Here is a 13,833-nt window from a genome sequence, read left to right as displayed (position 1 = left end):
TCGACCCGGTCCCTTGTTAAGTCGTCTCTGTTAGTGCGGCGTTCCGACTTCGGGAGGGCGTCGGTCGCTCACTACCGTCCGCTACTCGCCGGGCCACTTGATGGAGCAGCCGCGCGAGGGCCGGTCCGGAATCTCGACGTCCTCACCCGCGAGGACGGCGTCGACTGCGTCGCGGATGTAGAGCTCTGTCGGCTCGTCGTCGGGGTTGAGCGCGTCGTCGAGCCGGCCGTGGTAGCGCAGCCGCCACTCGCCGTCCTCGCGGCCGAAGAGGAACGGGTCGGGCGTACAGACGGCGTCGTAGGCGGCCGCGACCTCGCCGGTCTCGTCGCGAAGGTACGCGTCGTACGCGACGGTGCCGTCGGCGACGGCCTCGCGCATCGCCTCGAAGGAGTCCTCCGGGTATGCATCGGCGTCGTTGGGGTTGATCCCGACGACCGCGAGATCGTCGTACTCGGCCGCAATCTCGTTCAGCAGGTCGATCTTCGCCTTCGCGTACGGGCAGTGATTACACGTGAACACGACGAGCAGCGCGTCCGTCTCGAAGTCGTCGCGCGCGTGGGTTTCGCCGTCCGCGCCGGGCAGTTCGAAGTCGGGCGCGGCGTCGTCGCGGTCGAGTTCCGAGTCGGATTCCATCTGGACCATACGCGGCCGTACGGGCGGACACTGAAAAGGCGTTGCGAGCTACTCTAGGTGTCGAGTCAGGGTCCACGACGGGCCGCACACTCGAGACCGGCGAGTCAATGTCTGATCTGATCTATTAACTACCTAACTCAACGCTAGCGTTTTATATGACCAAACAAAAGTATTAATAAGAAATAGTATAAGCGAGACGGAGTCTGAAAAGGTGGTGTCCGTAACGTCGCGCGGGCAAGCCACAATCCCGAAGGAGTTCCGTGAGGAGTTGGGTATCGACACGCCCGGCCGTGTGAAGTTCATTCGCACTGAAGAGGGCGACATCGTTGTCCGCCCCATCCGCTCGGTTACAGACCTGCGTGGGGTTTTGGAAGGAAAAACCGATGAGCAGGGGTGCTCAGCAACGGAGCGCCTCCAAGAGGAACGTACAGCGGACAAAGCCAGTGAAGAAGAGTTGCGACAGCGCTACGCCGGTGACGACGAGGCTGACGAACGACGGACTGCGCTGAGATTCCCGAAACGATCGTCTTCGACGCTGAACCACTAATCGCGTGTTTTTGTAACGAACCAGGGAGCGACACCGTCGAGACGTACGTTGACGCCATTGAAGGCGCAGCAGACGGTTACATCTCGGCGATCAATCTTGCCGAGGTCCACTATATCGTGCGGGCAATCGACGGCGAGGACCGGGCTGATGCCGTCGTCGACGTCCTCGAGGAAAGTGGCATCCGTCGCATCGACACCGAACAGACATGGGCGCGAGCAGCCGACTTCAAATTCCGCTACTCGCCAGCACTCGATGATGCTTTTGCGCTCGGGACAGCAGCCCACGTCAGCGGGGTGCTGTTGGTCGGTGCCGACGACGGCTACGACGATGTCATCGATGTTCCGATCACTCGGTTCCGGACCGAACCAGCTTGACTTCCTCCACGACTGTTGTGGGCTCTCCCCTCTGTTCTCTGTAAGGTCGGCCAGAACCCGGGCCACCGACAAGGCCACCCATTTGGGGGTGGTTGGTGACGGCAGACTAGCTGTGACCCGCTTTCCCTTCTTGGCCGCGACCGGACCCGCCGCTCAGTACTCGATCGCCGCGGAGTAACGATTCAGAACGGCCACGAGCCCGGCACCGACGAGCGCCGCCAGCGCGAACCGCGGGGCGGCCGCCCGCCACGACTCGCCGCTCTCGGCCAGCCGGGCGGACACCTCCACGAGCGGCGCGCGCAGCGCCCCGACGATCAGGCTCACGAGGAAGGCGAGCGTCGCGGCCCGCGCCCGGGCCAGCGCGTATCGGACGGCGTGGGCGATCGTGAAGAGCCCGCCGACGCCGCCGAGCAGGAACGCCGCCACCGGCGGCAGCGTCTCGACGAGCGCGTCTCCCCCGTTTCCGAGCGCGAGCGCGCCCGCGCCGTCGACGAATCGAGACACGACGCCGGACATGTACTCGTACTGGCCGAGGACGATAAGCAGCAGCGAACCCGAGATCCCCGGCAGCACCATCGCGCTGACCGCGACCGCCCCGGCGACGAAGACGACCGGCAGCGAGCTCCCGAGCGCGGTCGCGGCGACGCCCGACGCGAGGAACGCGAGCGCGAACCCGGCGACTGCGGCGGACTTCCGGCGCGGCGTCGAGAGGTCGACATCGCCGAGCAACACCGCGGCGCTCGCCGCGATCAGCCCGAAGAAGAAGCCGTACGTCGCCACCGGTTGCGTGGCCAGCAGGCGGTTCACCGCGCTCAACACGGTCACGACCGCGGTCCCGATCCCACCCCCCAGCACGAGGAGGAAGGCGCCGTCGACCTCCCGGAACGCGGCCCGAGCGTCGGCGCGGCGTCCGGGCCGCACGCCCGCGAGCACGCGGCGCGCTCGCTCGGGGTTGACCGCGGTGACCGCCGCGATCAGGCGCTCGTAGATCCCGACGATCAGGGCGATGGTGCCGCCGGAGACGCCCGGGACGGCGTCGGCGCTGCCCATCGCCACGCCCTTCAGATACAGCGTCGCCCAGTCGCGGAGTCCGGCCATTCGTACGATAAAAAGCGGAGCGTCCGTAATGAAAGACCCGAGATCAGGCGGCCGCGGGCTCGGTGGGGGCGACCAGTCCGCTCGCGGTCGTCGCCGCGGTCGGCTCGGCGCCGAGCGGGGATCCCGCGTCGGTCGAGTTCGTCGAGCCGCCGCTGTCACTCCCGCCGCCGACCGGGCAGTCGGCGTCGCCGCTCGGACAGTCCACGATTTGCTCTTCGAGTTCGACGGTGGCTGCGGCGTCGTCGGCGCCGACGACTTGGCCCTCGGTCACCTCGACTTGGCCGACGCGCTGTGTAGTGTAGAGGTCGTCGCCGGTCGTTCGCTCGGTGGTGACATTGTACGGGCCGGTCGCGCGGACGCTCGTGTTCGTGTACCCGTTCTCGGGGCCGAACTCGTCGTACCCCGTCGTCGAGTACGGGAGCGTGAACTCGAAGTTCCCGTCGTCGTCCGCGGTCGCGTACTGCGTGTACTCGAACGTCTGTCCGTTCGGCTTCTCGAGTTCGACCGTCGCCTCGACCTCCTGCCCGGGGGCCGCGCCCGATCCCTCGACGGTCGCGCCCGGCACCCGCTCGAACGTCTTGACGAAGTCGTCGCTGAACGCGCCGAACAGCGACTGACCGAACGTCGCCCGGAGGTCGACGCCGAACCGCTGGGCGAGTATCTGCGCCTGCTGGGCGTACGGAGACCGACCCGGCGCCTGCGTGGCGTGGACCAACCGGTAGTGTTCGAGTGCGTCGATGCGGTCCGTCGGGACGCCCATCACGCCGCCGATCTGCGCCGAGCCGTCTTCCTCGACGTATGACCGCGCGGCAGAGAGGTTATCGAACCGCTGGACCGGCTGTCCTTCGCTCGGCAGGACCTTGATATCGACCTGCTCGCCGGACTGGGTCTGTGCCGTCTGCGGCTCCCAGTCGAGGACGACCGGGTCCGGCTCGACCGCGCTCCCGTAGTGCTGGTAGAGCCGGATCATCTGGCTCTCGTGGTAGCGCTGGGTGCGCGTCTGGAGGGCCGGCCGGAGTCCTCCCTGCTGCCCGTTCTGCCCTTGGACCCGCTCGTAGAGTAGCTCGTTGAAGTCGTTGACCGTCTCGTTCCCCGAGTAGAAGGTGACCGGCGCGTTGAACTTGGAGTTCGGCGACGCCATCTGCCAGTCGACCATCACGTAGCGGGTGTCGTTGCCCTCGGTGCTCTGGCTCGCGAGCACCTCCGCGGCCTCCTCCTCGCTCGGTGCGAGCAGGTAGTCGGCCGCCTCGCCCGCGTTCTGCTGGAACGGGTTGGCGTTCGGAATGCGCTCGGCGCGCGTGGTAATCCAGTGGCCGTAGTCCCACCACGACTGGACGCCGTACGCGCCCTCGGGGTACTCGAAGTCGCCGTCGGCCGGCCGCTCGTAGGTGCCGTACAGCTCCATGGGGTCGTCGGCGCCCTCGAGTTCGCCCGGCTGGGGCGTCTCGTCGTTCATCCACTGGAGGCTCTCGTCCCACTGGACGACGCTGCCGGGACTGCTCGAGTTGCCCTCCACCCAGACCGGGGCGGCACCGGCGGCCGGGAAGAGGAGCGGGAGGAGGAGGACAGCGAACACCGCGACCGCCGTCAGCACCTGCCATCCCTCGATGTCGCGGAGGGCGTCGAAGGAGGTGAGTTCGAGCGCGTCGAGCGCGACCTGGATGAAGTACGCCGTGCCGACCGCAACGACGACGGCGAAGTAGTAGTTGAAGCGGACTTGGGTGAATGCGGCGCTGCCGATGAACGCCGCCCACACGACGAAGTACAGCTCCTCGGCGTCGTACTCGACGAGCAGCGTCGCACCGACGAGGAAGGCGGCGGCGATGAGGAGACCGATCACCTGCCAGTCGACGCCGACGACGCCGCCGATCGCGCTGTACGCCTGCGGGACGGCGTAGACGGAGCCGATAACCGCGAGCGCGGCCGGGATGTATAGCGTGTGGTTCGTGTCGTCAGAGCGGTACAACGGCCGCGCGACGATGTAGAGGACTGCGGCAAGGGCGAGGAAGAAGGCGAGGCCGTACTGCGAGAGGACGAAGTTCGAGAAGGAGGCGCCCTGGAGGGGCGGTTGGGCCTCGCCGATCGTGCGAGCTCCGGCGCTCGCGGAGAAGGCGACGGTGTTGAGGAGGTTACCTACTATCGTCGACCACAGCGACGGGAGGGCAAGCCAGACGAATCCCGCAGATGCGAGGATGAGCCCGCCGACCGCAGCGGGGTAGGTATTGGTCCCGAGGTCGCGCGCCTCCCACTGACGGGCGAGCCACGCGAGGAAGACGGCGCCGAGCGCGACGGCGAGCGGCGTGACGATCTGTAGGAACGAGTACTCGCTCACCGCGAACCGGAAGGTATCGAGTGGGATGACCTGCATCAGGCCAGCGACCGACAGTGCGACCGCGCCGGCGAACGCGACCGGCTCGGGACTTTTGCCGTGGTAGGTGTCGCTTGTGAGTTTGACCGCGAGGAAGATCCCAGTGAAGCCGACCATCAGGATACCCGGCTGCCACGTCCACATGTAGAGGCCGAGCGCGACTCCGGCCGCGGCGGCGTAGGTGATCGGTTTACGGAGCGCGTCCCAGTCTTGGTCGACCACGAGCTCCCACACCGGCTTCTCGCGTTCGGCGACGCCGAGCGCGACGAGGAACGCGAGAATAGCGGTGCTCTGGAAGAGGACCTCAGCCGCGCTGTGGTCCGGGAACCCGACGAGGCTGTACCGGAGGAACGTCCCGGAGAACAGCGCCAGCGTCGCGGCGCCGACAAGTGCGGGCACGCGGTCAACGAAACGACGCGCGATGAAGTACGTCGGCACCGCGACGAGCGCGCCGGCGATTGGGGCCATGACGAGCATGACCTCCTCGGTACTGCCCATGATCGGTCGGGCGACCCAGATGCCGACCGCCATGATGTGATCCCAGAGAGTACCGAACTGGCCGGCGTTCGTTCCGAGCGGGAAGCCGGTCCAGACGTCGAACGGGAGCGTATTCGGCCAGTTTTCGAGGAGGTAACTCGTTGTGCGGAGGTGGTACCACGGGTCGTTCCCCCGGAAGTACACCTCGCCGTTCTGTACGAAATTCCCGTACGAGCGCAGTCGCGTCCACAACATGAATGCGACCACGCCGAGGAGGGCGGGAACGTGATACCACCGCGCGAGGAGATCGGACGGGGACGAGTCCGATTCGTCCGGCGGATCGTTCGAATCGCTCATTGTCCCATGGCACTGTCAAAACGCGCATAAGGCTTGTCATCTACCCGCGTCCGCCGCGCGTGTTCGGGCGTGTTTACCCGCAGACACGTTCCGGGCCCGAAGCGAGGCGGAAACCCTAAGCGCGCGGGTCGAAAGCGTCTCGGTGTGAAGGTCTCGGTCGTCATCTGTACGTACACACTGGACATGTACGAGCACTTCCGCGAGGCCGCCGACAGTGTCCTCGCGCAGACGTACGACGATGTTGAGCTCGTCGTGGTTGTCGACGGGACGCCGGAAGTGTACGACCGCGTCGTTGAGGACTACGGCGACCGCGAGGACACGGTGATCGCGTGTAACGACGAGAACGTGGGACTGCTGGCGAGTCGGAACCGCGGCGCCGAGCTGGCGTCCGGCGACGTGGTCGGGTTCATCGACGACGACGCGGTGGCGAACGAGGCGTGGGCCGAGCGGCTGGTCCGTGCGTATGAGGAGGAGGACGCGATCGCGGCCGGCGGGAAGATGACGCCGGAATGGATCTCCGGGAAGCCCTCGTTTCTCCCCGAGGAGTTCTACTGGCTGGTCGGCGTGACGCATCGCGGATTCGCGGACGGCCCGGGCGAGGTGCGCAACACCTTTGGCTCGAACATCTCGTTCCGAGCGGATGTGTTCACGGAGTTGGGAGGGTTCGACGTCGACGTCGGCGGGCGGAAGGGCGACAAGAACCTCCAAGGGGGGGAGACCGAGCTGTGCGCACGGATGCGAGAGGAGTACGGGCGGGGCGTGTGGTACGATCCGGAAGCCGAGGTTGCTCACAAGGTGTTCGAGTACCGGACTGAGTTCCGGTGGTTGGTTGATCGGGCGTTCTGGCAGGGGTATTCGAAGCGAGCGATGGAGTCGTTCGTCGACGACGAAGGAGGAGAAGAGGGAGCGTTTCTCACAACCTTGGCGACCGATTCGGTACCGACACGGACCGCGACGCTGATTCGAGATCCCTCGGTGGCCGGTCTGTTTCAGTTTCTCTCTCTTTTCCAGTTCACCGCCGCTGTCGGATTGGGATACGCGTACGCCCTCTGGGACTGGGATGACGACACACTTTTTCGATGACCTGCCTTCAGGCTCGATATGGACGCGTCGGCCGCTGACGAGCCCGTCGAATTCGACGATCTCGACATCGCGGTCGCCCACTGGCACGTCAACGCGTGGGGCGGCGCCGAGTACCTCGTCACGAAGCTCGCGGAGGCTGTCGACGCGGAGCGCGTTTACACGCTCGGCGAGCCCGACCCGGACGATCCCAACCCGTACGGGTCGGTGACGTTCGAGGACGTAACCCCCAATCTCGATTACTCGGCGCTCCGGCGACTACAGCGGCGGGCTGGCCGCCTCTTCGAGTACTCACAGTGGGAAGACGTCAACTGGCGGGAGTTCGGCGATCCAGATGTGTTGGTTACATCGGGTGCGACGACGCGGGCGGTCATTACGCCCGACGACACGCTTCACGTGAACTACTGTCACTCTCCGCCTCGGTGGTTCTACGACCTCTACCACGACCGCAAGGACTCGCTGTTCGGAGCTCTTTCGCGACCGATGATACGCTACCTCCGGACGCGAGACGTGGCGGTCGATCCGCGCGTCGATCACTACTTCGTCAACAGCCCGATCATCGGACGTCGTCTCTGGAAGTACTACAAGCGGGACTCGGAGGTATTATATCCTCCCGTCGAACTGGATCGGTACCACAACGACGGCGATCACGGATACTTCCTTCACCTCGGTCGGCTCGACGAGGAGAAGGGCGTTCCCGAGGTCGTTTCGGCGTTCGAGGAACTGGACGAGCGTCTGGTGATGGCCGGCGGAGCCGGCGACGTCGACGATGCGGTCCTCGATCGGATCGAGCGCGCCAAGAATATCGAGTGGCGTGGCTTCGTCGATGAGACCGAGAAGTTCGAGCTACTAGCGTGCTGTACCGCGGTCGTGTTCAACGGGTACAACGAAGACTTTGGAATCGTTCCTATCGAGGCGAACGCGAGCGGGAAGCCGGTTTTATCCCGAGACGAAGGGTTCCCGGGACTCTTTGTTAGCGAGGAGAACGGACGACTTCACGACGGGACAGCGGGTAGCATCCAACGGAGTATCGGTGAATTTGCCGAAAAGCACCTGACTGTCGATCCTGAGAAACACGTCTCTCGATTCTCTATCAATACGTTCACCGAGGAAGCCCGTGATACCATCGCGGACTGGCACGCCGATCTCCAGCGACGCGTCCGCCAGTAACATATACTCCTCCCGAGTAGCGAAGGACGATTGAACGATGACGGAGACGATCGTCCTCGGTCTCGATGGGGCCAACTGGGACCTGCTAGAGCCGTGGCTCGAGAGCGGCGACCTTCTGAACGTCCAAGCGCTCCGAGAGGAGGGGACGTGGAGCGATATGGAGAGCTGTCCGCCACCGGTCACGTGTCCGAACTGGCGCTGCTACTCGACGGGCAAGAACCCCGGAAAGCTCGGCGTCTTTTGGTGGGAGAAGATCGACACTGAAAACCGAACGCTCACGACGCCGACATCCCGGTCGTTTAAATCGAGTAACTACTGGGATTATCTGAACGACGCCGGGAAGACCGTCGGAATCATGAACCTCCCGATGTCGTATCCGACGTTCGAGGTGGACGGCTGGATGGTAGCTGGGGGTCCCGGAAGCGAACAGGACGATTACACCTACCCTGAAGCGCTCGAAGACGAACTCGAAGAGCGCGACTATCGACTCCATCCGAAGATCCCCGTCACGTCGAACGAGGACCACGAGGCGGCATCTGCTCTCGTCGACCTGATCGACGAGCGATTCGAGACGTTCCGCGAACTTCTCTCGGACCGCCCGGTCGACGTGGCCCATCTAACGGTGTTTTACATCAACGTTCTCCAGCACTTCTTCTGGCGTGACGACGTGACGAAGCGAGGCTGGCAGGTCATCGACGAACACATCGGTGAGATCCGCGACGCGTACCCCGATGCGACGCTTTACCTGATGTCCGATCACGGCTGTACCGACGTGGACACGGTGTTCCATGCCAACAGCTGGCTGGAGCGCGAGGGGTACCTCGTTACCGAGACGGGAGCGTCCGACACGTTCTCTAAGTTCGGGATCAACAAGAAGCGCGTCTCGCAGCTCGCACATCGCCTCGGTGTTCACGGGCTGATCACGTCACTCACGCCGGAGTCGGTCAAGGACGCCGTCCCCGAGGATGAAGAGGGATTCAAACGCGAGCAGAAGCTCGACAAGGTGGACTGGGAACGCAGCGACGCAATCGCGAGCGGACAGGGACTGATATATCTGATCGACGACTCTCGGACCGAGGAGCTCGTCCGCGACCTCGAGAAACTCGAACGCGGTGGGAAGCCGATCGCGAGTGCGGTGTACACGCGTGAGGGGGCGTACGAAGGTGAGTTCGTCGACGAAGCGCCCAATGTTATTTTTGATCAGCGCGAGGGCGTTCACACGAGCGGTGCAATCGGCGACAATCCGGTGTTCTCGGACGCGGGCAAGTGGAAGGCCGAGAACGTTCGGACCGGCCTGTTCCTCGCTACCGGGGCTGATACGCAGGACGAGTCGCTCAACAATACCATGTCAATCACGGACGTTGCTCCGACGCTGCTTCACCAGCTCGGCGTCGCCGTCCCGACCGACATGGACGGTGAACCGCAACTGACGGGCGGGCGTTCGGTCGCGTCTCGCGAGCCGATCCCGTTCGCGTCGATCGACGAAAGTGCCGACGACGAGGTGGCGGCTCGCCTAGAGGATCTCGGGTACCTCGAATGACGGTCTGTCTCACCGGCGATGTTCACCACATGTCTCTGGAGACACGGGATCAAGAGTACATGGATCAGACTGAAGTAGAAGCGGCAATCGAATACGCCGAGATCGCCGCAGAGTACGACGTTCCAGTGACGCTGTTCGTGACCGGGAAGGCCGCCGAAGAGGAACCGGAGCGGGTGAAACGCCTCGCGGCCATGGAGAACATCGAACTCGGCGGCCACAACTATTGGGCGTTCACGACCCCGGTACACACCGCTTGGCGGGCGCTCGAGAAAGTCACCGATGGCCGGATCGGCTCTTGGAACGGGCCGCGACCGTTCCAAGCTCACGAAATCCGCCGAACGCTAGATGTGTTTTCGGATCTCGGTGTGACCGTTACGGCTTGGCGTGATCATGCGTACCGCCACGACAGTCACACCGTCAACCTGCTCGCACAGTACGGTGTCACGCACTTCTCAGACACCATCGAACCCGACGGTGATGCGCGCACCGACGGTGGCTTGACGATGGTGCCAATAAACACTCCTCCGGATCATGACCACATATACCATTCGTTCCGGACGTCCGAATATGTCGCCGCAAACGACTTCAATGGCCCCTTTGGTTCCGAGGCCCGTGAGGCCGATGCTTGGCTCGATTGGGTGCTTAGCTGTGTCGCCGATCATGTGAATGAAAATTGCCCCGCGACGGTGCTCGCGCACCCCGCCTGTATGAATATCGCTGACGAATTCGACGCGTTCGAGCGACTATGCGAGCGGGCTGCTACGGAGCTGGAGCCGGTGACAATGTCCGCGATAGAGGCCTGAAGGGATCCGTACTGGAGACAACTCAGCCTAGGATTCGCCGCACGGCGTCAGCGATTGCGTCAGGGTCTTCCTGAACCGTGGTGTTGGCGACGGAACCCGCTTCCTTACGATCGAGCGCGATAACGGGGAGGCCAGTTGCCTTCCCTTCGAGCATCGCGCGCGATACACCGCCCCACTCCAGCCGGGAAACGGAGAGGACGAGGTCGGAGGCGGCGTACAGTTCCGGCATCTCGATGTAGTTTACTGGCGGATAACGACGAACGTTCGAAGAGTCGTCAAGGCGGGCCGCAAGATTCTTGTCCCCGACTGCCCCCACGACGACGAACTCCGCGGTGTTGAGGCGTTTAGCGACCTTTAGTAGCAGATCGGTCCCCTTCCGCCGGGAAATTCGACCAACGGTTAGCACCCGGTCGCAGTCCTGCGAGAACAGATCCTCACGGGGCGCGACTTCGGGCGAGAAACGGTCGCCGTTAACGGTTCGTTCCTCTCTTACTATGTCAGCCGGCGCCCACCAGGGCACCTCGACGCCGCCGTATCTGGGCGTGTAGACCGCGTCGGAGAGAAATATCGACCGTCCGAGTGCGTTGTTCGCTAGCCATGCCCGAACCGGGGACGGAGCCTCGCGATACTCGCCGAACAGCGACGCAGATGCCCGGGTATAGCCTCGCACGTCAGACCCAATAGCGCCCGCCAAGACGCCGGGGGCATGCCATCGGGGCTGAGTGATCTGTCTGATTGTGTCAGGGTCATTCTCCCGCAGATATCGTCTGACCACGTTGGCGGTAATTCGAGCCCGCTCGAATCCGGTCTTTTGTGGAGCACTGTACCGAGTTACAGAAATCCTGTCAGCGTCGGTTAGCCACACCGGCACGCGGCAGTTCCCGACCACAATCAGTTCGAACCAGAGTTCCTCTTCCCGTGTCTGGTAGAGCAGAGAATCTAGGTAGGCCTCCATGTTCGGCGGACACCGGCTCCCGAGGTAAAGGGCGGACTGCGACATTACTATTATCACCCATAGAGAACATTTAATCACTTATGTCCATAGCCTTTTCCGTCGATCTTGAACCTAATAAGGACGGATCATTTGACGGCGTCGCCGAGGCGATGGACTGGTACAACTCCATTGTGCCCCGTGGAACTGTATATGCTACCTACCGGATCGCGACTGAGCGTCCGGATATCTTAAAACGACTGGCCGCTGACCATGAGGTGGGCGTCCACGTCCACCCGCGGGAGTTCGGCCACAGGGACGACAACCTCGCTGAGCTCGATCCCGCTCGCCAGCGCGACCTTATATCCCAGACTCGGAAGTCCGTGGCCCAGGCGGCCGGTCTCGATGAGACTGTCCTTACGGCTTTCCGGGCCGGCAGACACAAGATTGAACCAGCTACGCTCAACGTACTTGCCGACCTCGGGTTTGAGGTGGACGCGTCGGTCAATGTACGGTATCGCGATCACATGCCCGCCGAGGTGACCAGCCGAGTCGTGCCGTTTGAGCACAAGAGTGGCTTGGTCGAACTGCCGACGACCTACGGCGAGCCGCCGCTTCTCTCTAAGGTCGGTATGCGGGCTGGTCTAGGAGGAAATATCACCGCAACTGCCCACGAACTCCGCTCGGATAGACGCTTCTGTAGCGGCCGTCGCGCACTCACGTGGCTCCTTGACGCGACGCCATCAGTGTTCTCGATGTATATGCACCCCTACGACGCGACAAAATACGAGGAACTTGAAAACGACGGAGAACAGTTCCGAACGGACCTCCGGATACTATTGAATCGGACCGAGCGATCGTTCGTGACCGCGAGTGAAATCTACAGATCAATCCACGATCAGTGATCAATATACCCAAGCGCTTCGAGCCGATTGCCGACATCACCGGTGTCGACCGCACCCTCAATTCCGTAGTTGGTATATGCCGGTTGATCGTAGTGATCGGCAATGATTCTCTCGAATATCTCGACCTGTTCCGGTTTGTCGTCGGCGAGATTTTTTTCTTCGCCCGGATCGTTCGGGAGGTGGAATAGTTTAGTCCTAATTTGCTTGTCGAGTGACGTGATGAACTTCCACTCGGTGGTCCGACAGCCAGTAATTCGTAGGTCGGGATTGACTTCCCTCCCCGACCGGTTGGAGTTTTGGATGAACACCGCCCGGTCCTCGGAAATTGATTCCTCGCCGCGGAGGACAGGAGCTAGCGTTTGCCCGTGAAACTGATCCGGGACTTCCGGGTCGGCCACAGCGGCGTCAAGTAGCGTCGGCCCAAGATCGATGGTCGAGGTGATGCCTTCGACGGTTGTCAGCTCCTCGGAACCGAGTCTGAACAGGAGCGGAACGCGTGCGCCCTCCTCGTAGGGTTCGATACAGTGGGTGAGCCCACCGTGTTCCCGAAACTCCTCGCCATGGTCCGAAGTGAACGCAACCTGCGAGTCGTTCCACAGCCCGCGTTCCTCGAAGCCATCGATCAGACGGCCGATCTCATCGTCCATGTGGTGTAGCGAGGCGTCGTACATTTCTGAGATCATCGCGACCTCTGCGTTAGAGAGGCTGTCTGGGTCGGTATGGAGCTGGTCGTTGATCTCCCAGAGTTGACCATCTGCCACGTCGGGCGCGTCGACCGCCTCACGGTGGGACTCAGGGGGGACGTATGGCGAGTGGGTGTCCATGAAGTGGACCCAAACGAACAGCGGGCGATCATTTGGGGCCTTGTCGAGGAATGACAGCGTGCGGTCGACGACTTCGTCAGCTGTCGGGTGTGGCGGCTCGCGCGATTCGACTGTTCGGTACCCGGATTCGAGTAGGCGGTAGAGCAGGCCATCCTGATCCAGCTGCTCGTAGATGTCGGACTTCAGATCCTCGAACTGCTGACGAAACGCGCTGGCTTCGCTGCCGGCGTCGCGATCGGTGCTGAACGTTCCGATCTCTCTATTTACGACAGTGTTTTCGCTATCGAAGTAGATATCGAATCCGCGGTCCCAACCGAAACGGGAGTGTAACTGAGCGTTCGCGTTGACGCCAATTGTGGCGTACCCAGCGTCCCGGAACGCGCTCGCCAGCGTCGTTCGGTGTTTTGTCAATTGGGCATACCCGCCGTACATCAGCGGATACGAGGAGGTTAGTATTCCTGGAAAACTCTTTCGCGTCCCCGTCCCCGTGACCACCGCCTGTTCGCAGGCGGCTCCCGACATCGCAATTTCGTCGAGTTGTGGCGTAGTCGGAGAATCATACCCAGCTCCGGAGAGTCGATCGTACCGTAACCCGTCGGCGGTCAAGAGAAACGCGTGGTTGTTTTCCATCGTTAGTATTCCGTTGTCGACTAATCGCAGTAGCCGAATGTATTCTTTCGGATTCCTACGGCGGGAGCGGAAAATACTCATACGACACTGGTCCAA

General features: G+C 62.9%; 12 protein-coding genes. 7 read left to right on the top strand and 5 right to left on the bottom strand.

Features of this window, described 5'->3' with window-relative positions:
• Nucleotides 1–81 precede the first annotated feature (81 nt).
• The gene (locus tag B9H04_RS02475) at nt 82–642 is read right to left on the bottom strand and encodes a thioredoxin family protein (RefSeq protein WP_049929740.1); all 561 of its coding nucleotides are present in this window, start codon (nt 640–642) and stop codon (nt 82–84) included.
• Between the two features lie 178 nt (nt 643–820).
• Between B9H04_RS02475 and B9H04_RS02470 the strand changes: the two genes are divergently transcribed.
• Nucleotides 821–1,180 (top strand): AbrB/MazE/SpoVT family DNA-binding domain-containing protein, encoded by a 360-nt coding sequence (locus tag B9H04_RS02470; protein ID WP_049929739.1) that lies wholly within the window; start codon nt 821–823, stop codon nt 1,178–1,180.
• Entirely contained in the window at nt 1,144–1,554 is a 411-nt protein-coding gene (locus B9H04_RS02465) for a PIN domain-containing protein (RefSeq protein WP_049929738.1), read from the top strand. Before B9H04_RS02470 ends, B9H04_RS02465 begins: the two co-directional genes overlap by 37 nt.
• 153 nt (nt 1,555–1,707) lie before the next feature.
• Here the strand turns inward: B9H04_RS02465 and B9H04_RS02460 are convergent, their stop codons facing one another.
• The gene (locus tag B9H04_RS02460; RefSeq protein ID WP_049929737.1) at nt 1,708–2,652 is read right to left on the bottom strand and encodes a DUF368 domain-containing protein; all 945 of its coding nucleotides are present in this window, start codon (nt 2,650–2,652) and stop codon (nt 1,708–1,710) included.
• 43 nt (nt 2,653–2,695) lie between these two features.
• Nucleotides 2,696–5,854 carry an oligosaccharyl transferase, archaeosortase A system-associated gene (locus tag B9H04_RS02455; RefSeq protein WP_049929736.1) on the bottom strand — a complete coding sequence of 1,053 codons (3,159 nt, stop codon included), beginning with the start codon at nt 5,852–5,854 and terminating at the stop codon, nt 2,696–2,698.
• A gap of 144 nt (nt 5,855–5,998) precedes the next feature.
• Here B9H04_RS02455 and aglG point away from each other — a divergent pair, with 144 nt between their 5' ends.
• From aglG to B9H04_RS02435, 4 genes are read left to right on the top strand one after another with little or no spacing between them, the layout of a single operon-like run.
• On the top strand, nt 5,999–6,937 hold the full coding sequence (aglG, locus tag B9H04_RS02450; RefSeq protein ID WP_049929735.1) for a glucosyl-dolichyl phosphate glucuronosyltransferase: 939 nt from the start codon (nt 5,999–6,001) through the stop codon (nt 6,935–6,937).
• A gap of 18 nt (nt 6,938–6,955) precedes the next feature.
• Nucleotides 6,956–8,104, top strand: coding sequence for a glycosyltransferase (locus tag B9H04_RS02445; RefSeq protein WP_049929734.1), 1,149 nt, complete (start codon nt 6,956–6,958; stop codon nt 8,102–8,104).
• 37 nt (nt 8,105–8,141) lie between these two features.
• Nucleotides 8,142–9,644: an alkaline phosphatase family protein gene (locus B9H04_RS02440; RefSeq protein ID WP_049929733.1), complete on the top strand. Its 1,503-nt coding sequence runs from the start codon at nt 8,142–8,144 to the stop codon at nt 9,642–9,644.
• A complete protein-coding gene (locus tag B9H04_RS02435; RefSeq protein WP_049929732.1) occupies nt 9,641–10,447 on the top strand; it encodes a polysaccharide deacetylase family protein in 807 nt (268 codons plus the stop codon). Before B9H04_RS02440 ends, B9H04_RS02435 begins: the two co-directional genes overlap by 4 nt.
• Nucleotides 10,448–10,469: 22 nt before the next feature.
• Here the strand turns inward: B9H04_RS02435 and B9H04_RS02430 are convergent, their stop codons facing one another.
• The gene (locus tag B9H04_RS02430; protein WP_085682411.1) at nt 10,470–11,447 is read right to left on the bottom strand and encodes a glycosyltransferase family 4 protein; all 978 of its coding nucleotides are present in this window, start codon (nt 11,445–11,447) and stop codon (nt 10,470–10,472) included.
• Nucleotides 11,448–11,482: 35 nt separating this feature from the next.
• Between B9H04_RS02430 and B9H04_RS02425 the strand changes: the two genes are divergently transcribed.
• Entirely contained in the window at nt 11,483–12,283 is an 801-nt protein-coding gene (locus tag B9H04_RS02425) for a polysaccharide deacetylase family protein (protein WP_049929730.1), read from the top strand.
• Here the strand turns inward: B9H04_RS02425 and B9H04_RS02420 are convergent.
• The gene (locus B9H04_RS02420) at nt 12,277–13,737 is read right to left on the bottom strand and encodes a sulfatase (RefSeq protein WP_162141805.1); all 1,461 of its coding nucleotides are present in this window, start codon (nt 13,735–13,737) and stop codon (nt 12,277–12,279) included. The genes B9H04_RS02425 and B9H04_RS02420 overlap by 7 nt on opposite strands.
• Nucleotides 13,738–13,833 lie beyond the last annotated feature (96 nt).

It is taken from the genome of Halorubrum ezzemoulense DSM 17463 (assembly GCF_002114285.1).
Taxonomy (GTDB): Archaea; Halobacteriota; Halobacteria; order Halobacteriales; family Haloferacaceae; genus Halorubrum; species Halorubrum ezzemoulense.
The sequence above is the reverse complement of the archived record's forward strand: the minus strand, read 5'-3'. Positions and strand labels throughout refer to the sequence as shown.